Annotated in this window: 25 protein-coding genes and 1 pseudogene; 13 read left to right on the top strand and 13 right to left on the bottom strand. The window is 71.5% G+C overall.

Annotated features, from left to right (window positions below; all coding sequences use genetic code 11):
• Window positions 1–129 precede the first annotated feature (129 nt).
• The 4 genes and pseudogenes from F4560_RS21075 to F4560_RS43710 all read left to right on the top strand — a co-directional run bounded on the left by F4560_RS21075 (window position 130) and on the right by F4560_RS43710 (window position 2,530).
• Window positions 130–819, top strand: a complete 690-nt coding sequence (locus F4560_RS21075) for an energy-coupling factor ABC transporter permease (protein ID WP_312869395.1) — start codon at window positions 130–132, stop codon at window positions 817–819.
• Window positions 816–1,103, top strand: a complete 288-nt coding sequence (locus F4560_RS21070; protein ID WP_184922409.1) for a PDGLE domain-containing protein — start codon at window positions 816–818, stop codon at window positions 1,101–1,103. The genes F4560_RS21075 and F4560_RS21070 overlap by 4 nt, the downstream gene beginning before the upstream one ends.
• A pseudogene (cbiQ, locus tag F4560_RS43715) lies at window positions 1,100–1,738 on the top strand (cobalt ECF transporter T component CbiQ); the annotation flags it as partial. The gene F4560_RS21070 and the pseudogene cbiQ, both read left to right, overlap by 4 nt.
• Window positions 1,739–1,753: 15 nt before the next feature.
• Window positions 1,754–2,530 (top strand): energy-coupling factor ABC transporter ATP-binding protein, encoded by a 777-nt coding sequence (locus F4560_RS43710; RefSeq protein ID WP_221484458.1) that lies wholly within the window; start codon window positions 1,754–1,756, stop codon window positions 2,528–2,530.
• A 37-nt stretch (window positions 2,531–2,567) separates the two neighbouring features.
• Here the strand turns inward: F4560_RS43710 and F4560_RS21060 are convergent, their stop codons facing one another.
• From F4560_RS21060 to F4560_RS21040, 5 genes are all read right to left on the bottom strand, one after another.
• The gene (locus tag F4560_RS21060) at window positions 2,568–3,704 is read right to left on the bottom strand and encodes a lytic polysaccharide monooxygenase (protein WP_312869394.1); all 1,137 of its coding nucleotides are present in this window, start codon (window positions 3,702–3,704) and stop codon (window positions 2,568–2,570) included.
• Between the two features lie 140 nt (window positions 3,705–3,844).
• Window positions 3,845–5,137 (bottom strand): MFS transporter, encoded by a 1,293-nt coding sequence (locus tag F4560_RS21055; RefSeq protein ID WP_184922403.1) that lies wholly within the window; start codon window positions 5,135–5,137, stop codon window positions 3,845–3,847.
• Window positions 5,138–5,249: 112 nt separating this feature from the next.
• Window positions 5,250–5,669 (bottom strand): SRPBCC family protein, encoded by a 420-nt coding sequence (locus F4560_RS21050; protein WP_184922401.1) that lies wholly within the window; start codon window positions 5,667–5,669, stop codon window positions 5,250–5,252.
• Between the two features lie 30 nt (window positions 5,670–5,699).
• Window positions 5,700–6,305, bottom strand: a complete 606-nt coding sequence (locus F4560_RS21045; RefSeq protein WP_312869393.1) for a uridine kinase family protein — start codon at window positions 6,303–6,305, stop codon at window positions 5,700–5,702.
• A gap of 57 nt (window positions 6,306–6,362) precedes the next feature.
• Complete coding sequence (locus tag F4560_RS21040) at window positions 6,363–7,121, bottom strand: GntR family transcriptional regulator (protein WP_184929282.1); 759 nt, start codon at window positions 7,119–7,121, stop codon at window positions 6,363–6,365.
• A 334-nt stretch (window positions 7,122–7,455) separates the two neighbouring features.
• Here F4560_RS21040 and F4560_RS21035 point away from each other — a divergent pair, with 334 nt between their 5' ends.
• The 6 genes from F4560_RS21035 to F4560_RS21010 all read left to right on the top strand — a co-directional run bounded on the left by F4560_RS21035 (window position 7,456) and on the right by F4560_RS21010 (window position 10,900).
• On the top strand, window positions 7,456–7,611 hold the full coding sequence (locus tag F4560_RS21035) for a hypothetical protein (RefSeq protein ID WP_184922397.1): 156 nt from the start codon (window positions 7,456–7,458) through the stop codon (window positions 7,609–7,611).
• Between the two features lie 222 nt (window positions 7,612–7,833).
• Entirely contained in the window at window positions 7,834–8,286 is a 453-nt protein-coding gene (locus tag F4560_RS21030; protein ID WP_184922395.1) for a hypothetical protein, read from the top strand.
• Window positions 8,283–9,419 (top strand): PPE domain-containing protein, encoded by a 1,137-nt coding sequence (locus F4560_RS45690; protein ID WP_184922393.1) that lies wholly within the window; start codon window positions 8,283–8,285, stop codon window positions 9,417–9,419. The genes F4560_RS21030 and F4560_RS45690 overlap by 4 nt, the downstream gene beginning before the upstream one ends.
• Window positions 9,416–9,682 carry a WXG100 family type VII secretion target gene (locus tag F4560_RS21020; protein WP_184922391.1) on the top strand — a complete coding sequence of 89 codons (267 nt, stop codon included), beginning with the start codon at window positions 9,416–9,418 and terminating at the stop codon, window positions 9,680–9,682. The genes F4560_RS45690 and F4560_RS21020 overlap by 4 nt, the downstream gene beginning before the upstream one ends.
• Window positions 9,675–10,313, top strand: coding sequence for a hypothetical protein (locus F4560_RS21015; protein WP_184922389.1), 639 nt, complete (start codon window positions 9,675–9,677; stop codon window positions 10,311–10,313). Before F4560_RS21020 ends, F4560_RS21015 begins: the two co-directional genes overlap by 8 nt.
• An 11-nt stretch (window positions 10,314–10,324) precedes the next feature.
• Window positions 10,325–10,900, top strand: a complete 576-nt coding sequence (locus F4560_RS21010; protein ID WP_184929281.1) for a hypothetical protein — start codon at window positions 10,325–10,327, stop codon at window positions 10,898–10,900.
• On the opposite strand, the gene F4560_RS21005 is transcribed toward F4560_RS21010, so the two are convergent.
• A complete protein-coding gene (locus F4560_RS21005) occupies window positions 10,827–11,594 on the bottom strand; it encodes a helix-turn-helix transcriptional regulator (RefSeq protein WP_184922387.1) in 768 nt (255 codons plus the stop codon). The genes F4560_RS21010 and F4560_RS21005 overlap by 74 nt on opposite strands.
• Before the next feature lie 54 nt (window positions 11,595–11,648).
• On the opposite strand from F4560_RS21005, the gene F4560_RS21000 reads away from it, so the two are divergent.
• The gene (locus tag F4560_RS21000) at window positions 11,649–12,404 is read left to right on the top strand and encodes an ESX secretion-associated protein EspG (protein WP_184922385.1); all 756 of its coding nucleotides are present in this window, start codon (window positions 11,649–11,651) and stop codon (window positions 12,402–12,404) included.
• On the opposite strand, the gene F4560_RS20995 is transcribed toward F4560_RS21000, so the two are convergent.
• The 5 genes from F4560_RS20995 to F4560_RS20975 are packed head-to-tail and all read right to left on the bottom strand — an operon-like array spanning window position 12,401 to window position 15,269.
• Window positions 12,401–12,913, bottom strand: a complete 513-nt coding sequence (locus tag F4560_RS20995; RefSeq protein ID WP_184922383.1) for an RDD family protein — start codon at window positions 12,911–12,913, stop codon at window positions 12,401–12,403. The two genes, F4560_RS21000 and F4560_RS20995, sit on opposite strands and share 4 nt — an antisense overlap.
• A gap of 34 nt (window positions 12,914–12,947) precedes the next feature.
• Entirely contained in the window at window positions 12,948–13,205 is a 258-nt protein-coding gene (locus tag F4560_RS20990; protein WP_184922381.1) for a hypothetical protein, read from the bottom strand.
• The gene (locus tag F4560_RS20985) at window positions 13,193–13,468 is read right to left on the bottom strand and encodes a YbaB/EbfC family DNA-binding protein (RefSeq protein ID WP_221483593.1); all 276 of its coding nucleotides are present in this window, start codon (window positions 13,466–13,468) and stop codon (window positions 13,193–13,195) included. The genes F4560_RS20990 and F4560_RS20985 overlap by 13 nt, the downstream gene beginning before the upstream one ends.
• Window positions 13,465–14,493, bottom strand: a complete 1,029-nt coding sequence (locus tag F4560_RS20980; protein ID WP_184922379.1) for a CHAP domain-containing protein — start codon at window positions 14,491–14,493, stop codon at window positions 13,465–13,467. The genes F4560_RS20985 and F4560_RS20980 overlap by 4 nt, the downstream gene beginning before the upstream one ends.
• Window positions 14,493–15,269, bottom strand: coding sequence for a type VII secretion target (locus tag F4560_RS20975; RefSeq protein WP_184922376.1), 777 nt, complete (start codon window positions 15,267–15,269; stop codon window positions 14,493–14,495). The genes F4560_RS20980 and F4560_RS20975 overlap by 1 nt, the downstream gene beginning before the upstream one ends.
• 90 nt (window positions 15,270–15,359) lie before the next feature.
• Here F4560_RS20975 and F4560_RS20970 point away from each other — a divergent pair, with 90 nt between their 5' ends.
• Together F4560_RS20970 and F4560_RS20965 are read left to right on the top strand one after the other, a co-directional pair.
• The gene (locus F4560_RS20970) at window positions 15,360–16,706 is read left to right on the top strand and encodes a replication-associated recombination protein A (RefSeq protein ID WP_184922374.1); all 1,347 of its coding nucleotides are present in this window, start codon (window positions 15,360–15,362) and stop codon (window positions 16,704–16,706) included.
• Window positions 16,707–16,746: 40 nt separating this feature from the next.
• Window positions 16,747–17,475, top strand: coding sequence for an SAM-dependent methyltransferase (locus tag F4560_RS20965; protein ID WP_184922373.1), 729 nt, complete (start codon window positions 16,747–16,749; stop codon window positions 17,473–17,475).
• Between the two features lie 80 nt (window positions 17,476–17,555).
• Here the strand turns inward: F4560_RS20965 and F4560_RS20960 are convergent, their stop codons facing one another.
• Complete coding sequence (locus tag F4560_RS20960) at window positions 17,556–19,316, bottom strand: IucA/IucC family protein (RefSeq protein WP_221483592.1); 1,761 nt, start codon at window positions 19,314–19,316, stop codon at window positions 17,556–17,558.
• Window positions 19,309–20,604: a lysine N(6)-hydroxylase/L-ornithine N(5)-oxygenase family protein gene (locus tag F4560_RS20955; protein ID WP_184922371.1), complete on the bottom strand. Its 1,296-nt coding sequence runs from the start codon at window positions 20,602–20,604 to the stop codon at window positions 19,309–19,311. The genes F4560_RS20960 and F4560_RS20955 overlap by 8 nt, the downstream gene beginning before the upstream one ends.
• Window positions 20,605–20,634: the final 30 nt, after the last annotated feature.

The following is a 20,634-nucleotide window of genomic DNA, read 5'->3' as shown; positions in this document are numbered from 1 at the left end:
GGGCAAGCGCACCAAGTGCCGACACGCGCCAGTCGCGGCGAAGACCAGGGCAGTGGGCCTGAGGTGTGATCGGAATCGTTGTTGCAATCTGCTGGCCATAGCGGGCTACTTGCAACTAGCGTGGAGCACGTGTCCGATCCGGTAGCAATGCACATGAGCGACGGCCTGCTCGACGCGCCGACGTCGCTGCTGTTCGTGGCGGTCGCGGTGGTCGGGGTTGGCGTGGCGCTGGCCAAGGCCCGCGGCGACCTCGACGACCGGACCGCGCCGCTGGCCGGCCTGGTGGCGGCGTTCGTGTTCGCCACCCAGATGCTGAACTTCCCGGTCCTGCCCGGCGTCAGCGGCCACCTGCTCGGCGGCGCGCTGGCCGCGATCCTGGTCGGACCGTGGGTCGGCGCGCTGTGCGTGACGATCGTGCTGGTCGTCCAGTCCCTCTTCTTCGCCGACGGCGGCGTCACCGCGCTCGGCGCGAACATCACCAACATGGCCCTGATCGGCACCGCGGTCGGCTACCTGACGGCCGTCGCGCTGCGGAAGCTCGCCACCCGCAACAAGGGCGGTTTGGCGGCGGTCGCGTTCGTGTCCGCCCTGGTCAACACGGTCCTCGCGTCGTTCGGCTTCGTGCTGGAGTACGCGATCGGCGGCCAGGGCGGTGTCGCGTTCGGCACGGTCGCCGCCGCCGTGCTCGGCGTGCATGTGCTCATCGGCATCGGCGAGGGCGTGATCACCGCGGTCACCGTGACGGCGGTCGCCTCGGCCCGACCGGACCTCGTGTACCTGTTGCGCGGCGTGCCGCAGAAGCTGGAGCTGAAGGCGTGAACAAGCGCTTCTTCGCATGGTTCGCGGTGGTCAGCCTGGTGCTGGCGGGCGCCGTCTCCTACTTCGCCGACTCGGACCCGGACGGGCTCGACCACGTCACCGAGCAGCACGGCATCGCCGAACACGCGCGGGAGCACCCGCTGGCCGGGTCACCGCTGGCGGACTACGCGGTGGGCGGTGACGACCGGTTCACCGGGCTCGCCGGCGTCCTCGGCGTCGTCGCCACGCTGGCCCTCGCGGGTGGGCTGTTCTGGTTGCTGCGCAAGCGTTCCGATGTGAGGTGAGCGCCGGCCACGGGTTCCTGCACCGGCCCGGCGACTCGCCGGTGCACCGCCTCACCCCGCAGACGAAGATCGTCGCCACGGTGGTGGCGGTGCTGTGCGTGGTGGCCACGCCCCGCGAGGCGTTCTGGGCGTTCGGCGTCTACCTGCTCGCCCTCACCGCGGTCTGGGCCGTGGCACGGGTCCCGGTGCGCTGGTTCGCCGCACGGTCGGTGATCGAGGCGCCGTTCGTGCTGCTGGCCCTGCTCCTGCCGTTCACCGGCGCGGGCGACCGGGTCGACGTGCTGGGCGTGTCCGTGTCCGAAGAGGGCGCGTTGGCCGGCTGGAACATCCTGGCCAAGGGCACGCTCGGCCTGCTGACCTCGCTGACGCTCGCCGCCACCACCGCCCCCCAGGACATCCTGCTGGGCCTGCAACGGCTGCGGATGCCGTCGGTCATGATCACCATCGCCACGCTGATGCTCCGCTACGCCGAGGTGATCGTGGGCGAGGCCAAGCGGATGCGGGTGGCGCGGATCTCCCGCGGTGACGACCCGAGGTTCCTGTGGCAGCTCGGCGCGACCGCAAGGGGCATCGGCAGCCTGTTCATCCGCTCCTACGAACGCGGTGAAAGGGTGCACCTCGCCATGGTGTCGCGCGGGTGGACGGGCCGGATGCCCGACGGCGGGGGATCGCCGGAAGTCGTGGCGCCGCAACGGTCCGCGCCCGCGCTCGTGGTCGAGCGGCTGGCCTACGCCTACCCGGACGGCCACCAGGCCCTGTTCGGCATCAATCTCACGGTCGAACGCGGCGAGCGCGTCGCCGTGCTCGGCCCCAACGGCGCGGGCAAGACGACGTTCGTGCTGCACCTCAACGGCGTGCTGGGCGGTGGTTCCGGCCGGGTCGAGGTGGCCGGGCTGCCGGTGGCGAAGGAGCACCTCAAGGAGATCCGCCGCCGCGTCGGGGTGGTCTTCCAGGACCCGGACGACCAGCTCTTCCTGCCCACCGCGCGGCAGGACGTGGCGTTCGGCCCGGCGAACTTCGGGCTGCGCGGCGCGGAACTGGACGAACGGGTGGACCACGCGTTGCGCGCGGTCGGCATGGAGGAGTTCGGGGACCGGTCGCCGCTGCACCTGTCCGGCGGTCAGCGCCGCCGTGTCGCGCTGGCGACCGTGCTGGCCTGCGACCCGGAGATCCTGGTGCTCGACGAGCCCTCGGCGAACCTGGAACCGGTGGCCCGCCGGGAGCTGGCCGAGGTGTTGCTGGGGTTGGACCGCACCATGCTGATGGTCACGCACGACCTGCCCTACGCCTTGCAGCTGTGCCCGCGCAGCGTGTTGATCGACGGCGGTGTCGTGGTGGCCGACGGACCGACACGGGAGCTCCTGGCCGACACCGGGCTTCTCGCCCAACACCGGCTGGAGCTCCCGTTCGGGTTCCGCCTGGACTAGCCGCTTCGACTGACTGCGACTGGCCGCCCGTGGAGAACTACGGGCTCGTGCAGGTCACCGTGGGCAGCGAGTTGGTGCTGCCCGAGTAGGTGGCCGTGAAGCCGAACTTGACCGACGCCTCAGGCGCCACCGTGCCGTTCCACGCCGCGTTCTTGACGATCACCTGTGCCCCGGAGCCGGACTTGACGCCGCTCCACAGGCTGTTGATCGACTGACCGTTGGCGTAGGTCCACGTAGCGGTCCAGCCGTTGTACGAGGCTGTGCTGTGGTTCATCAGCTCGACCTCGCCCTGGAAGCCGCCCGACCACGCGCTGGTGATCTTGTAGATCGCCATGCACTTCGAGTCGCCCGACGGCGTCGTGGTGGTGGTGGTCGGGGTCGTCGTGGTGGTGCTGGTCGGCGTCGTGGTGCTGGTCGACGTGCTCGTCGTCGTGGTGGTGGTAGTGGTGGTGGTCGTGTTGCCGCCGCCGATACCGGTCACCTCGCCGTTGCCGCCGTCGAACGTCACGTCGGAGCAGTTGTAGAACGTCTCCGTGCTGTCCGACCGGGTCCACACCGAGTAGATGATGTGGCGACCGGACTTGCCGGACGGCAGGTTCGCGTTCCAGTAGTACTGGCCCTCGACCGAGCCGACGGCGCCGCTGTTCGCCGGGTTCGTGACGCTGTGGAACGGCGTGCTCTCCAGGTCGCTCCACGCCAGCGGACGGGTCGGGCTCCAGCTGTCCTTGGTGACGTACAGGTGGAACGTGCCGGGGTGCGCGGCCCACTTGTTGTACGACCAGCCGAAGTTGGCGCCGGCCGTCAGGTGGGTCACCGGGAAGTCGTTGCGGGCGACGTCGAACCCGGCGAACGTCGGGTTGTTGCCGCTGCACAGCTTGCCGTCGGGGATGAAGCCGCTGGTGCGGCCGGCCCCGTCCGAACGCAACACGCCGAACCAGTTGTAGAGGGCGTTGTCGCCACCCGCCGCCACCGCCGCGGCGCAACCGGGGTTCTTCGGCTGGATGTTGCCCTGCGGGGTCAGGCCGTCCCGCCAACACAGGAAGGTCCGGCTGCCCGGCTTCATCATGGCGCCGTGTGCGGACGCCGTGGTCGGGCTGACCACGTTCAAGAGCGTCGCGATCAGCAGGCCGGCCACACCGGCCGCGGCCAGCGCGATCCATCGTCGGGCCGTCACGTCGTTCACCTCCTCATTGAGGTTCTGGGAGCGCTCCCAGGAACGACCTGACTGTAGCCTCGCCCACATCGTTCTGTGAATGGGCCACTACGCACTGCATCCGTGCGGCCTAGTGCGTACGGCCCTGTGGACGCGTGGTGCTACACCCGGACGCGGGCACGCCGCCTGGGACGGTTCCCAGGCCGCACTGCTCCATGCGGGTGCCCGGCGGGCGCCGGCGGCTGGTGCGGACGCCGCAGCACGCGGTGCGCCAACGCGGTCCGGCGGTGGGCCGGGGCGGCCAGCACGGACGCCGCGAACACCGTGCCGAGCAGGGTGAGCGCGCCCGCGAGGACCAACGTCTCCGGAGCGCCGATCCGCTCGCACAGGAAGCCCAGCAGCGGAGCGCCGGCCGCGCCCGCCGCCGCGCCGACGGCCGAGTTGACCGCCAGCAGTCGGCCGCGCATGCCGTCCTCGGTGTCCAGCTGGATCCGCGTGCTCATGGTCGTGTCGATGACCACCGCGCCCGCCGCGATCGGCAGCAGCACGATGGCGAACCCGAGCATCCCGGGCACGAGCCCGCTGGTGACCTGGAGCAGGCTCGTCCCGCACGCGACCGCGAGCAGCAGCCGCACGGTCAACGTCTTCCGCGCCGCCGCGGCCAGCCCGCCCAGCACCGTGCCGACCGCGAACACCGTCGACAGCAGGCCGTACGTGGTCGCGTCCGGGCTCATCGCGGCCATCGTGACCTGGTAGTTGCGGCCCAGGCTGGACAGCGTGAAACCGAGCGCGAACAGCAGGAGCAGCCGCCCGCTGGCGGTGACGTAACGCAGGCCGGCGGCGACACCGACCCGGCCGGGCGGGCTGGCCTCCAACGGGTGCAGCTCGTCCCGGCGGATGGCGAGCACCGCGAAGATCACGGCCACGAAGCTCAGCGCGTTGATCACGAACAGCATCGGCGAGCCGAACGCGGCGGCGAGCACCGCGGCGCTGCTCATGCCCAGGATGCGGCCGGTGGAGCTGAGCACCGAGCCGAGCGCGACGGCGTTGCCCAGGTCTTCCCGGGGCACCACCTGCGCCCCGTAGCGGCCCAGCGCGGGCCCGTCGAACACCGACACCAGGCCCGACACGAACGTCAACGCGAACACCGCCGTGATCGGCGCTCCCTGCCACACCACGAGCGCCAGCAACGCGGCCAGCACGGCGTGCAGGGACTGACAGGTCAGGATGATCCGGCGCACCGGCAGCCGGTCGGCGAGCGAGCCGGCCCACGGGCCGAGCAGCACGGACGGCAGGGTGCCCAGCAGCACCGAAAGGCCGACGGAAGTGGCCGAGCCGGTGCTTTCCAGCACGACCCAGTTGAGACCGATCAACTGCATCCACGAGCCGGTCACCGAAATGAGATCGGCGAATGCCCAACGACGGTAGTTGCGGCCCCGCAAAGCGCGGAACATCGAAGCTCCCTTGAAGACGATCCGGAGCCTCGACGTGCAGACGTACCCGGTGAACGGCGTTCACACTAGGCGGCGCTTTTCCGGGTTCAAACTCGATGATCAGTGAAAACAGTCACGTAACGCTCTGCATGGCAAGCGCTGCGAGCCGGCTCAGGGCCTGCTCGATGTATTCGTCCGTTATTTCGTGTGCTTCACCACCGACGGCTTCGGGATGATCACCACTCACATCGAGGTGAAGCACCACGCGGCAGCGGCCGGGGCCTTCCTCGTCCACCTGGAGCCACCCCGAATAGCCGCCGCCCGCCAAATCGCCCCACTCCAGCCGGCGCTGTTCATCGTCCGCGGCGAGGTAGCCGTCACCCTCGTCGACCTCGTCACCCATCGACACCCGTCCGGTGACCCGTTCCGGGCCGCTCGACTCGACCTGGAGCCCGTCCGGCAGCCAGGCCTCCATCGCGGTCACGTCCTTGGCGAGGTCGAACACCACCCCCGCGTCCACCGGGATCGTCTGCTCATGCTCGAACACAGCCATGCCGGCAGCAGTACCCCCGACGCCGTCCGGCTACACCGCCGCGGGCGCCCTCTCCCCGATCGTGGCAGGTCGCACGAGGTGCGGGCGGACCGGCCGCATGCCCGCGTCCACGCACCGCCGCACCACGCCCGAGTGCTCGGTCATCAGCCGCAGGCCGCGGCGGGCCAGGAGCGGCACCGGCTTGCGGGCCTCCGCGACGTCCCGGGCGAACCGGCGCGCGAACGTCACCACGGCGTTCGGCGCGAGCACGATGGCGTCCGCCAGCACGCCCGCCTCGCGGCAGCCCGCCACCAGCCGGTCCGCGAACAGGCCTTCGGCGATGAACAGGTCCGGCGCGGTCACCGTGCGGCAGCCCACCCGCCTGTCCTCGCCGAGGACGTACACCGGCGCCTCGACCGTGCCGGTGGTGGCCAACTCGACCACGGCGGCCAGCGCGTCGGCGGTGTTCCAGGAGCCCTCGGAGTCCCAGTCCGGGCGGCCGGCGTCGTCACGGGGGAGGAGCGGATCGTGGCCCTCGCGGTAGTAGTCGTCCAGTCGCAGCACGGGGAGACCCAGCTTGGCGGCGAGGGTGGACTTGCCCGAACCGGAGGGACCGGCGAGCAGCACGGCGCGCGCGTGAACGGCAGGTGACGGCACGGGGGACGATTTTCGCACAGTCCCTTGTCCCCCCGTGCACCGCCGCTGCTGGGCTGATCAATCAGCCGGGATGTGGTAGATCAACTCGTAGCGATCGCCGGCCATGGTCATGTCGTTGACCTCGACTGCGCGGTCTGCCGCGTAGGCCACACGCGTCACTCTGATCACCGGTACGCCGGATGAGGGCTGCAAGATCGAGGCTTCCTCAGGTGTGGGCATCCTGGCGGAGACGATCTCTTCGAAGTGGTCGAGTCGGTGTCCGGACTCTTCGAGCCGCGCGTACGCGCCACCGGGGCCGGTGTCGACCACTTCGATCGCAGTTCCGCGTGTGACCGAGCGTGGCAGCCGGGATACCGCGATCATGACTGCCAGGCCGTCGGCACGCATCACCCGGTCCCTCACGGTGACTTCCTCGCCGGCGTCGATCCCGAGTAGCTCCGCCGTGCGTTCGTCGGCAGGATCGAAGCGGACCTTCATCGTGGTGGACGGCGTGAATCCTCCGGCGGTGGCGTCGCCGAGGAACGCGCCGCGGTTCGCCGATCGGGCTTCCCGTGACAGTCGGGACCGGGACAGTCGGACCACCGTTGTCCGTGGCCGGACGAACACGCCACGGCCATGCTCCGCGATCAACGCGCCCTCCTGGCGTAGCAACGCGATGGCGTCACGGATCGTCGGGCGGCTGACGCCGTACTGATCGACCAGCACGCGTTCCGACGGGATCGGCGTTCCGGGCGCGTACTCGCCCGAGTCGATCTTGGCGCGAATGGCTGTGGCGACTTGGCGATACGCGGGCACGCCGCTCGACTTGTCGATCACCGTTGCCGCCTCCTCCGCTGCACGCCACGCCGGTTGATCGAGCCTACCGACCGTGGTTGCGCCTGTTCGAGTTAAGCGGTCGAACTGGTATTGACCAGTTTGCCCACCACTGCCGCAGTACAACTGGTCAACACGTCTTTACCAGTTCGGGGGTGGGTGTCCGGTGACGGCGGTGTTCGTCTACGTGTCAGCGTGACCACCTGTTCACGGCCGGGCTCATGGCCGCGCGTGCCGTGCGGCTGGATCCGGGCGGTGCGCCGGTCTGGTCAACGCAGTCGAATCTGACCGAAGTCCTTCGGCAGCTTCAAGAACTCCCCGCTCCGAGGGTGTCGTGATGGCGGACGTGGAGCTGCCCCACGACCTCGAAGTCATCGTTGACAGCTCCGATCTGGCCGAGGCGCTGGTCAAGGCGTTCGTCAACGCTGACGCGGCGACGCGGCAGCACATCGTCGACACCTTGGGTGACCGGTCACGAAACCGGCGGCCGTGATCATCACGGGCCGGCTATGGCTGTGCGAGGCGATCAACTCACAAGCGGCGCTTGTGATCGTCTGCGTCGGTGGGTTCGTCGGCGCGTTCCTCTACTCGGCGTACCGGTGTGATCGGGAGCGCTAGCAGCACGGCACAGTCCCTTGTCCCACCGTGCACCGCTGCTTCTCCCACCGTGCACCCGCTCTGGTCACGTGCGCGCGGGCACACCACGATATGGGGCATGGTCGTCAGGGTGCGCGGCGTCGAGGACGCCAGGCGGATGCGCGAAGAGCTGCGGGATGAGCGGCATGGGGCCGTTGTGCCGGTGATCGCGCCGCCGACCGGGGCGGGTGCGGCGGGTGTGGTCGCCGAGGGTGGTGACCGGATCGAGGTGGACCTGGACGAGTTCACCCGGGCCGAGTCGCGCCTGGCCGAGCTGCACGGCACCCTGTCGGAGCTGCTGGGCCGGGCCGGCGGCGAGCTGGGGCAGCCGCTCGGCGACGGACGGGGTCCGGTGGCGCGGCACATGCGGCAGGCGTTCGGGCTGCGTGCCGGCGAGCTGGGAGGCGGCGTGCAGGCGGCGCTGCGGTCGTACCTGGACGAGCTGGAGACGTTGCGCGACGCGTTGCACCGGGTCGGCGCGACGCACCAGGCCGAGGACGAGCAGGTGGCCGAAGGGCTGAGGCGGCTGTGAACCGGGACGAGTACTACTCCAAGAACCACAAGCCCTCCGCGGCCGCCCGGCGTCGGGGAGAGCGGCGGATCCGGCGCCAGCGGGCGAACCGGCAGCCGGAGAACTTCGGCAAGATCAACTGGAACGCGTACACGCACCGGACGCTGTGGGACATGGTGAAGTCCGCGGACACCGCGCGGATGACCACCCGGACGGTCGCGTGGCGCTCCTTGGCGGACGAGGTCGACCAGGCCACCGCCGACGTGCGCACGATCGTGCAGCAGCTCGTGGTGTCGTGGCGCGGTCCGTCGGCGGTGGCGGCGGCCGGGTCGGCGTCGCGGCTCACCGAGTGGGCGGCGGACGCGTCGCAGCGGGCGTACGCGGTTGGCTCAGGGCTCGACGCGTACACGTCGGCGGTGGACGAGGCTGCCAGGCGGATGCCGGAGCCGGTGCACCCGGACGCCGAGCGGTGGTTCCGCGACGGGTACGACGTGACCACGCTTGACGGGCCGCAGGGCGCCTACATGCTGGACCAGCTGCTGGACGACCACATGCCGTCCAAGAAGGAGCAGCAGGCGGCGATGGCCGAGGCGGTTCGGGTGATGGAGGAGTACGAGGCTGCCAGCCGCGGCGTGCACACCACGCTGCCGACGTTCGAGCACGCGCCCGGCGTCGCCCGGATCGAGCCCGACCACCGGCCCGTGCCCGCTCCCTTACCCGCGCCCGCGCCTGTTTCCCCGGTTGTGCCCACGCCTACGCCCGGTGTGGTGCCGGGCGAGGGCACGACGTCGGTGGCAGCGGCTGCCGCACCGGCGGTGGGCGTGCCCGGTGGTTACGGCGCGTTCGGCACTCCGGGACACGGCGGTGTCCACGGGATGCCGGGCAGTGGCCACGGCGGGTACGGCGGCGGTTCGTTCGGACCGATCGGCCCTGGTGGCGCGTCCGGTGTGCTCGGCGCGGTGCCCGGTGGCGCGGCGGCCAGGGGCGGCATCGGACCGGTCGTCGGCGCGGGCGGCCCGCAGGGCTTCGGCATGTACCCGCCGATGGCGCCGGGCAACCGCGAGGAGGACGGCGAGCACCGCAACCGCTACGACAACGGCCTCGACCTGCTGGACGACCTGCCGCCCGCGTTCCCGCCGGTGCTCGGCGAATGAGCGACGGCTACCGGGTCGAGCCGGACGCGCTGACCGCGTTCGCCGGCCGGTTGGACGAGACCGCCGACGAGGTCCGCGCCGCCGCGTCCACTGTGGACGGACCGGTGGGCGACCTCGGCCCCGAGGGCGTCACGGAGGCGGTCGGGCAACTCGTGGCCGAGTGGGCGCGGACGTTGCGCGGCTTGCGGTTGGACGCGGAGGCGGACGGGGTGCGGGCGGCGGCCGAGACGTACCGGCAGGCCGACGAGCTGCGCCATGACTGACTACCGGGGCCTGGGGTTCGACCCCACGCCGGGCCACGCGGGGGCGGTGGCGGCGGCGAGCGAGCGGTGCGCGGTCGCCTTCACGGTTCCCGGTGAGCCGCCGGAAGGGTGGACGGGTGCGGCGGCGGACGGGTTCAGGACCCGGTTGGAGGCGGTGGTGTCGGAGCTGACGGCGGTGCGGCGCGCGATGCGGGCGGCGGCCGAGGTGCTCGACGGCTGGGCCACCACGCTGTTGGGCAACCAGCGGCGGGCCGAGGAGCTGGACCGGCGGGCGCTGGGTGTGCGGCGGGCGCTCGCCGACGCCGCCGACGAGGTCGACCGGACCGGAGCCATGGCGAGCTTCACCGCGGCCGACGGCGAGGCGCACGAGCGGGCCGTGACGCGGCACGACGACCTGCGGCGGCAGCTGGACGAGGTGCTGGAGGAGGCCCGGCTGTTGGAGCGCGACCACCGCGCGGAGGCCAGGCGGGTCGCCGAACGGTTGCGGTCGGAGGAGCCGTCGACCGCGATCGCGGACACCCTCGCCGGCTTCTCGTCGATCACCGCCGAGCTGGCGTCCGTGCTGCTCGGGGGTAGTCGACCGGCGTCCACGAAGGGCGCGGCAGCGGCGTTCCGGGCGGGGCTCGGGTGAGACTTGATCCCGTGCCGGGGGTGACCCCGGTGGCGCTCGGCACCCCCGAACACACCGCCGCAGAACTGTTAGCCGTGCTGCGTCGGCTCAAGGGCACGCGTGACCCCGGTCTCGAGGTGTCCGCGACGCAGGCCGCCGAGCTGGCGCACCGGCACAACGCCGGGCTGCTGGCCGTGGTCGAGCACCGGGACGCGGATCCGGCGCTGCTGATGGCGTGCGTGGTTCCGGTCGACCGGCCCGGACTGGACTTCCCGCTCGACGGCCCGGCGATCCGCGAGGTCACCCGGGGTGAGACGGCGACCGGCTACCCGGTGATGATCGTGGAACGCATCCCGGTTTCCGGGCCGGGCGCCCAGTTGCAGGTCGTGGTGACCGATCCGGACCACCCGCGGCTGGCGGTGTTCACGCTGCACTCGCCGACCGGGCGCGGCTGGCTCGACGTGGCGGGCGTCGCGGGCCGGTTCGTGTCGGGCATGCGGTTCGGCGACGCCAAAGTCTCCACTGCCGGCACGGTCAGCGGGCACGGAACTCGCTCGGCGTCCGGCCGACCACCTGGCGGAACGTCCGGGAGAAGTGCGCGGCGCTGACGAAACCGCAGTCCTTGGCGATCTCGCCGATGCCGCGCGCCGCCTTCGCCGGGTCGGCCAGCAACGCCTTCGCCCGGTCGATCCGCAGGCCGCGGATGCGCTCGGACACGCCCTGCCCATCGTCGAACAGCTGGTAGAGGCGGCGGCGGGAGATGAACAACGCCTCGGCCACCCGGTCCGCGCCCAGGTTCGGGTCCGACAGGTGCTCCCGCATGTACTCCAACGCGTCGCGCCGCCGTGCGACCAACGAGTCCACGCGGTCCAGTTCGGCGCGCAGGGCGCTGCGCAACACCAGCTCGGCCAGCCCGAAGAGGTGGTGGGACAGGCCGTGCGGGTCCAGGACGTGCGCGGCGGCGAGCACGTGCGCCACCGCGCCGGAGAAGACGGACTCCAGCGCCGCGTCGACCGGAACCGGCTGGAACATCAGCGGTTTCAGCTCGCCGAAGCCGACCGTCAGCCGCGCCTCGGCCACCGTCAGCATCACCACGGTGGGCAGGACGTGCAGCGCGCAGTCGGGAAACCGAAGCGCCGTCCCGTTGCCGGGCACGTCCTTCGGGACCGTGCAGCCGATCAGCAGCTGGATGTGCTCTGGCGTGGACGCACCCCCGCTGAGCGCGGCTTTGGCCGCCGCCGCACCGGAGGCCCGCACCGTGAGGAACCCGCCGGCGACGTCCACGGTGAGCAGCGTAGCCACCGGTGTTGCCCATCCGGCCGCGGCAGACGCCGCCGGCCGCTACCTTCGTTGCCCATGGCGCGACGTTCGGCGACCGCGGTCGTCCTGTCCCACCTGGAGTTCGACCTGTTGTGGGAGGACCTGGGGGTGGGCGAGCCGCCGTACCCGCTCGAGGTGCCCTCGCACGGCGAGACGATGGACGAACGGGACGCGTTGGGCGCCGACGTCCTCCGCACGTTGACCGAGGCCGGTCTGGCGGACGGCGAGGAGATCTCGTCGGAGCTGGAAGACCTGTTCGGCCTGCTGTCGCACGGCGCGATCTCCATCGACGCCCTGGTCTTCCGACCGCACCCGTGGCGGGTGTTGGCGACGTCCAGGGGCACCCGCGGCGTGCTGGTCGTGCTGAACGACCGTGAAGTGGCCCTGGAACCCATCACCGACCTGCCGTCCGCGATCACCAGGATCATCGGCGACGCCCCGGCCGGTCCGGGTGAGCAGGTGCGGATGCCCAGGTCCGTCTTCTCCGCCGCGATGGACGCCTACGCCACCTCCGGGCACGCCGCGATGGAACGCGCCCTCGCCCAGGCGCACATCACCGGCCGCGCTACCCGGTCGATCACCACCCTGGTGGACTCCGCGCGCAAGTCGACCGGTCAACTGGCCGTCAACGGACCTTCCGGCCGTTCGCGCACCCTGAGCTGGACCGACACCGCCGCAGGCCGCTACGCCCTGACCACCGAACGGGTGGGCGACGAGGAGTGGGTCCACCTCTCGCCGGCCGACACCCCGTGGCTGACCCGCCACGTGACCGCGTTGCTCTCCGGTTCCTAGGCCTGCCGTACGACCGTGCGGGCCGCGAGGTCGTACGGCGTCCGACCGCTGCCGATGAACAGCGACACGACGTACGAGAGCGGGAGCACGTAGGCGACCGCGGTCAGCACCCACACCTGCGGCGGCACGGACGCCTCGGCGCTCGCCCCGACGATGGCGATGGCGGCGGCGTGGCCGATCAGCCACGGCACACCGATCTTCAGGGTGTTGCGGACCAGTGCCCGAGCGAACGAGACGGGCGCACCGGTTGCCGCGTCGACGACCTTCATCCCGCGCACGCGCTTGCCCACCGTGGCCTGCCTGGACGACTCGGAGACGCTGAGCCAGAGCACCACCGGGACGACCGTCACGACCGTCGCGATCACGTTCAGCCCGACCTGACCGACCGCGGCCGTGACACCGGTGAGGTACAGCGGCACGCCGACCACGGCGGTGACGGCGACCCACCCCAACACGCACAACCAGTCGATCAACCAGGCCAGGAGGCGGGCGAACGGTCGTCCGGTCATTGCCGGACGGTACGGCCTCCGGTCGGTGCGCGGGTCAGGCTTCGGCCAACCACCCGTCGGGCACGACCTCGCCCACCACCGCCATCCCGTCCGCCAAGGCGGCGGCAGCGGCCTCACCGGCCAGCCGGCGGACGACACCGGCCAGCTCGTCGGGCCGCAGCGACAGCGCCTCCCGGGTGAACTCCAGGTCGACGGGCTTGCCGTGCAGGTCGACCACCACCGTCACCCCGGACGCCGAAGCCTCCCGCCGGATGGCGTCCAACCGCTCGCCGAGCCCCATCACACCCGCCACGTCTCGGGAGTCGTGTCCTCGACCGACTCGGCCATCCGCGTCTCCACTGCCAGCCCCAGCCCGCTGACGTCACCGAGGGAGCGTTGGACGCGGGCGTTCGCCCTGGCCGCGGCCGTGTCGACCAGGTCCAGGATCGCCTTCGCCAACCGGGTCTGCCCCAGCCGCAGCGACCGCGCGTCCAGCGTCAGGTCCAGCAGACCACCGCCGGGACCGACTTCGACCGCGATCCCGGTGTCCGGGTCGTGCGCGTTGCCGGTGATCACGGGTGCACCCCTCCGTAGAACGTCGCCGAGCTGAGCTTGTGCGTGTTGCGCCGCACGCTGTCACCGGAGTTGCCCTCGATCAGCGTCACCGTGCCGCCGGACACCTTCTCCACGATCCCGATGTGCGTGCTGGTCGCCGGGCTGCCCGGCCCGCTCCCGAACAGCAGCACGTCACCCGGCCGCGCGGCGCTCAGGCTCGTGTACGCCTTGCCGTGCCGCTGCCCCCACCGGAACACGTCACCGGTGAACGGCAGGACCGGGATGTCCACGCCGGCCTTGCGCCACATCGCCGTGGCGAACGACGAGCACCACGCCGCCGTCGGCCCGTACGGGTTGCGGTTGCTGCCGGGCGGGGTCTCGCGGGTGCCCAGCTCACGCCGTGCGGCCGAGATGATCGTGCGCGAACGGCCCCGGTCACGAGCCCGCGACGGCTTCGTCCGGCCGCGTTCGGCCCGGCTTCGTTCTGGCCGGCCGTCCGCGATGCCGTCGTGCTCGACCTCCTGCACCAACCCGCGCAGCTTGCGGGCGGCTTCCTCCATCTCGGCCCGCACGTGCCGGACGGTCGCCCTGGTTTCCTTGGTGTACTTGGGTTCCAGGTCCGCCGCTTGCGCCACGGCCTTGAGGAGCGCGGCCTGCGTGCCCACGCCCTTGCCCGTGTCGAGCAGCTTGCTCGCCTGGTCCAGGTACTCCTCGACGGCCCGCCGCGCCTGCGCGTGCCCGGTGGTCAACGCGCTCGTCACCCCGGCGACGACCTTCTCCGCGTCCCGGGCGGCGTCGGCGGTCACCCGCAGCTGCCTGCCCAGCCGGTTCGAGCGCTTCTCGAAACCCTCGGAGTTGTCGCCCTTCCAGTGCTCCAGCACGGTCTTGGCGGCCTTGTTCTGGTCCTCGTGCCGGTCGGTGAGGCCGGACGCCGTCTGGTGCAACGCGTACTGCACCTTCACCGCGTCCTCCGCCTTGCCCGCCAACGAGTTCCGGTGGCCGATCATGCTCTCGGCGAAGTGCCGGGCCATCTCACGGGTGTCCACTACCCCTCCCCTCCGCCGGTGATCACGCGTCCGCCGGTGACCGCGCGAGCCGTGTCCTCGTCCTGCTCCTGGTACGCCCGCGCGGAACGGGCCGCGGACGTGGCGAGCGTGTCGGTGTTGCGCGCGACGCCCTTGACCTGCTTGCGCAGTGCCGCGCCGAAGTCGTCCAGCGCGGCGGCGAACCCGGACTGCTTGCCGATCCGCCCGAAGCTGTCCTCGGCGATCTCCCGCACCTCGCGGACGTGCCGCCGGCCGAGCGCGGTCAGGCCGTCGGCCGTGTCCTGCGTCCGCCGCGCGTAGTCGCGCAGCACGCCCACGTCGACCGAGAACCCGCCGTTCCCCCGTGACCCGCCGCCTCCAGAGCCGCCTCCGGCGCCGCCGCCCGAGCCGCCTTGCGAGCCGCCGCGCTTCATCGCCTCCACGCCCCGCCGCGCCTCGTCCAGATGACGCTTGTAAGCGCCGCTCGTGTACGTGGTCCAAGGCGTCCAGGACTGCCCGTCACCGGAGATCTTGTTCGCCGCACGCGCGTTCACCGCCGGGTCGAACAGCTCCCGGTTCGACTCCAGCCCGAACTCGTCACGCCGCGCCGGCCCCAGCGAGCCCAGCATGTTGACCTGCCACAGCCCGTACGAGTTGTCCGGCGGGGTGGCGTTGTGCGCCCGCGGGTCACCGCCGGACTCGGCCAGCGCGACCGCCACCGCGATCGTCAGGTCCTGCCCGCGGAACCCCGCGTCGTGCGCGTGCAGGGCGACCTGCTCCGGACTCAGCTTGCTCATGCCGACACCCTGCACCGGCCACGACCTGCGGCGGAACCGGCGTTGCACGCTCGGACAGCGGCTGTGCACAGGAGAGCTACAGTCGAACACGTGAACGAAAGGCTGTTCGACGAGGGTTTGTTCGGCGTCGACCCGGAGGAGAAGGCCGCCCGCATCGCCGCCAACGCGCCGCTGGCCGTGCGGATGCGCCCGCGCACGCTGGAAGAGGTCGTGGGGCAGGACCACCTGCTCGGTCCCGGCGCGCCGCTGCGTCGGCTGGTCGAGGGCTCGTCACCGGCCTCGATCATGCTCTACGGCCCGCCGGGCACCGGCAAGACGACCCTCGCCACGCTCGTCTCCCAGGCCACCGGCCGGCGGTTCGCCGCCCTGTCCGCGCTGTCGGCGGGCGTGAAGGAGGTGCGTGCGGTCATCGAGGAGGCACGCCGCCGCCTGGTCCGGTCCGGCGAGTCGACCGTGCTGTTCATCGACGAGGTGCACCGGTTCTCCAAGACCCAGCAGGACGCCCTGCTCGGCGCGGTGGAGGACCGGATCGTGCTGCTGGTGGCGGCGACCACGGAGAACCCGTTCTTCTCCGTCGTCTCGCCGCTGCTGTCGCGGTCGCTGGTGCTGCAACTGCGGCCGTTGACCGACGACGCGGTGCGCGTGCTGGTCAAGCGGGCGATCGAGGACGCGCGCGGACTGAACGGCTCGGTCACCGTGGAGCCGGACGCCGAGGACCACATGGTGCGGCTGGCCGGAGGTGACGCCCGGCGCGCGTTGACGGCGCTGGAGGCGGCGGCGGACTCGGTCGGGCCCGGCGGCGTGCTCGACCTGGCGACGCTGGAGGCGACCGTCGACAAGGCGGCCGTGCGCTACGACCGGCAGGGCGACCAGCACTACGACGTGACCAGCGCGTTCATCAAGTCGATCCGCGGGTCCGACGTGGACGCCGCGCTGCACTACCTGGCCCGGATGATCGAGGCGGGGGAGGACCCGAGGTTCATCGCGCGTCGGCTGGTGATCCACGCCAGCGAGGACGTCGGGATGGCCGACCCGACCGCGTTGCAGACGTGCGTGGCCGCCGCGCAGGCCGTGCAGCTCATCGGGCTGCCGGAGTGCGCGCTGAACCTGGCCCAGGCCACCGTCCACCTCGCCACCGCGCCCAAGTCGAACGCCGTGACGACCGCGATCGGCGAGGCGATGGCGGACGTGCGCAAGGGCGCTATTGGCTCCGTGCCCGCGCACCTGCGTGACGGCCACTACGCGGGCGCGGCCAAACTCGGCAACGCCCAGGGCTACCGCTACCCGCACGACGTGCCGGAGGGCGTGCTGACCCAGCAGTACGCGCCGGACGACCTGGTCGGCCGCGACTACTACCAGCCGACGGGCCGTGGGGCGGAACGCGTGATCGCCGAACGCCTGCCGAAGTTGCGGCGCGTGGTCCGGGGCGAGGAGTAATTCCATTTCCGATCCGCCCGCGTTCTGACACGGTGTGCCCGTGACTGACGTACCGCTGAACGGCCACGCCCTGCTCGACTTCAACGCTCCGCTGTCCGACGGCAAGGCGTACGACCTGATCAGCAGCCTGCACCTCGGTGCGGGCTCCACCGTGGTCGACTACGGCTGCGGGTGGGCGGAACTGCTGCTCAGGGCGGTGGAGCACGAGCCGAACGCGCGAGGACTCGGCGTCGACAGCGACGACTACGCGATCAGCCGGGGACAGGCGAACGTGGAGGCCCGCGGCCTGACGTCACGCGTTCGGCTGGACTTGGCGGACGTCACCACCTGGGAGACCACACCGGCCGACGTGGTGATCTCCATCGGCTCCTCCCACGCCTGGGGCGGCACGAAGCAGACGTTGGAGGCCATGCACGCCCGCCTCCGCCCCGGCGGCACCCTGCTCCTCGGTGACGGCTTCTGGGAACAGCCGCCCAACGCGCGGTCGGTCGAGATCTTCGGCGAGGACGAGTTCGGCAGCCTGACCAAGCTGGTGGACCTGGCGATGACCTGCGGTTACCGCCTGCTGAACCTCGCCACCGCCAGCCTGGACGAGTGGGACAGCTTCGAGTCCCGCTGGTGCGCCTCCCGGGAACGCTGGCTGCTGGCGCACCCCGACCACCCGAACGCCGACGAGGTCCGCGCGATCGTCGACGACCACCGCGAAGGCTGGCTCAAGGGCTACCGGGACCACTTCGGCTTCGCCTACCTGACCCTGGCCCGCCTCTAGCGGGCTTGTGAGGACTCCGGCTCGTCTCGCCCGGTCGGGGATACCGGGCGAGACAGCCGAGTTTCACCAGCCGCCGAGCCTCACCAGCCGTCCAGCGGTGGGATTGGCACGGCGGAGTGCAGCGGGTTGGGCAGGGTGCCCGTCTTCGGCACCGGTGGTCGGGCGGTCAGGTCCTGGTAGCCGAGGGTGATCCGGTAGCTGTTCAGCGGGTAGCGGAGGAAGTCCCGGACGGTCAGCGAACCCTCGTCCATCCGTCCGGCCAGGGTGGGGAAGTGGTCGCGGTAGGCGTCGACCTCGCCGCGCACCATGCCCCAGAACCGGTCCTGGGGGAGCGGCAGCAGCCCGGACAGCGGGCGGAAGACGCCCACCAGCAGGGCGTCCACGATGTACTGGCGCAGGATCGGCCACGGTTTGCGCGGCAGCACGGGGTCGTGGGCGTCGGGTTCCAGGCCACGCGCCGGGACGCGGTCCACCGACACGTTCACGTCGTCCACCAGGTCGAGGATGGCCACCCGGACCGGCACGTCGTCCCCGTCCGTGATCACGACGACGTTCTCGCCGTGCGGGTTGAACGTGATCCCGTACGTGTAGAGCACGTGCAGCAACGGCCGGAATAACGCCCGGAGCAGCGCGGCGAACCACACCGCCGGGTCCGTGTCCCCGATGTGCTCCAGCACCAGCGGCCGACCGGCGCGGTCCACGTGAAGAAGGGCCGCCAACGACCAGGAACGCTCACCGGGCCGCAACGTCACCGGCGCGCGCCAGATGCACCCCATCGTCTCCAGCCACTGGTACGGCACGTCGCCCGCCCGCGACAGCTGCGGGTGCCGCACCGTCACCGAAGCGACCTCGCCCAGCAGTTCCGTGCCCCACTCGCCGATCAACTTGTCGGCCTGCCACAGACCGGACAGCCACTGCGTCACGACCGGCGCGGCGAGCGTGCAGTGCGGCGGGATGCCCCGGTACACCGACGTGTTCAGGATCCGCAGCGGCAACTTGACCTGGTAGCGCCCCGGTGAGTCCACATTGGACATCGTGCGGATCGCCTGGGTCGGCAGGTACCAGTCCGGCGCCTCGCCCAGCTCGACCAGCCGCCCGGTGGCGAGTTCCGGCGCCCACAACGTCCGCACGACGTGGTCGAGCTGCCACGGGTGCACGGGCAGCCACACGTAGGCCGCCGGATCGACCCCGACCTCCTGCAACGACTCGGTGAACCGCTCGACCGTCATCGGGTCCAGCTCCCGCGTGCGGAGGCCCTCCTCCGACAGCTCCGACGTGCCGCGGAACTCCGCCAACCCCCGGTGCACGGCCACCCACGGCAGCCGCACGGGAGCCCGCGACTCCGGGCCGTGCCGCGCCAGGTCATCCGCCGAGAACCCGACCCGGCCCTTGTTCGCGATCAGCCACGGGTGCCCGGTGAGGTGCCCGTCCAGCTCGGCCTGCGGCAACGACGCCAGCTCCGCCACCGGCAACGCGGTCGAGGCCAGAGCCACGTCGGCGGCCAGCGTCGCCGTCACCTCGGCCAGGAAACCGGCCGTCGTCGCCGGGTCGACCCGCAGGTGCCGGAACGCGTCCACCACGAACCGCTGCACGTCGTCGCACGGCTCGACCACGTCGTCACCGAGGATGCCCGCCGCCGCCCGGCGCACCGACCCGGGCTCGACCGCCCACCCGTCGAACGCCGTCCGTTTCGCGGAGAACGTGTACACGGCGTCCTCGAACCGCAGCTCGTAGGACGCCGGATCGTTGTGCGCGGTGGGGCTCAGGAGCCCTTCGAAGCACAACTCGCCGATCGCCTTGGCCAGCAAGGCCGTCGAGCACTCGTGCCACAAGTCAGTCAAGATCGTCTCCGGATTTCCCCTCGTGGGGGGCGCTGAAGCTGGTGTAGGCGGTGTGCTTGGGCAGCGGGTAGACCTCGCGGCCGGTCACCGCGTTGACGATGGTCGCGTTGCGGACCGCCCCGATGCCGAGATCGGGCGCGGCCACCCCGTGGCTGTGCAGGTCGGCGTTCGCCACGAAGACCCGGCCGGTGATCGACGGGTCCAGCGAGATGGAGTGGTCCAGCGCGACGACGTACCGGCCCTGGTCGTCCCGGTGCACGAACGGTTCCAGCGGCGCGAGGAACGGCGTCGGCGCCTGCCCGTACCCGGTGGCCGCGACGACCAGGTCGGTGTGGTGCCGGAACGTCCGGCCGGTGTCGCGGTGCGCGCACGTCAGCACGATTTCGCCGTTCTCCAGCGCCGACGACACCACCGCCACTCCCGGCCGCAGCTCGACCGGCGCCCGCGCGTGCTCCCACTCCCGCCGGTACAGCAGGTCGTGCAGCTCCTCCAGCGTCTCCGACGAGATCGCCCGGTAGTGCCGCCAGTGCTCGGCCCGCAACGCGTCCCGCCGTTCCTGCGGCAACGAGTGGAAGTGCCGCACGTACGACGGCGTCGTCATCTCCAGCACCAGCTTGGTGTAGTCGAGCGGCGCGAACACCGGCGTGCGGGTCAGCCACGCCACCGCCGGCCCGCCGTCCAGGTTGCGCCGCAACAGGTCCAGCACGATCTCCGCACCGGACTGCCCCGAGCCCACCACGGTCACCCGGTCAGCGGGCACTTCCCGGTGCAGGTAGTCGGAGCTGTGCACCAGCCGGTCGCCCAGCCCGGCCAACGCCGGCGGCACGAACGGCGTGGTGCCCACCCCGAGCACCAGGTGCCGCGCCTCCACCGAGAACCGCTCCCCGGACACCACGAACCGGTCGTCGGCCCACCGCGCCGACGTCACCGGGTGCGAGAACCGCACCGGCAGCCGGGACGCCGCCCAACGCAGGTAGTCCTCGTACTCGCGCCGGGTCGGGTGGAACCTCTCCCGCACGTAGAACGGGTACAGCCGGTCCGCGTCCCGCAGGTAGGCCAGGAACGACAGCGGGTGCGTCGGATCGACCAGCGTCACCAGGTCGGCCAGGAAGCTGACCTGCAACACCGCGTCCGGGAACATCATCCCGCTGTGCCACCGCAGCTCCGGCCGCGCCTCCAGCACGACCACGTCCAGATCGTCCACAGTGGACGCCAGTGCGGCCAGGCCCAGGTTGAACGGACCGCACCCGACAGCCACCACATCTGTGACCGTCCCCCGGGAGTTCATCTGGGCTCCTGTCGGTGGATACCCCGGCGT

Source organism: Saccharothrix ecbatanensis (genome assembly GCF_014205015.1).
Classification (GTDB): Bacteria; Actinomycetota; Actinomycetes; order Mycobacteriales; family Pseudonocardiaceae; genus Actinosynnema; species Actinosynnema ecbatanense.
Note: the sequence above shows the minus strand (reverse complement) of the source record. Positions and strands in the feature narration are given on the sequence as shown.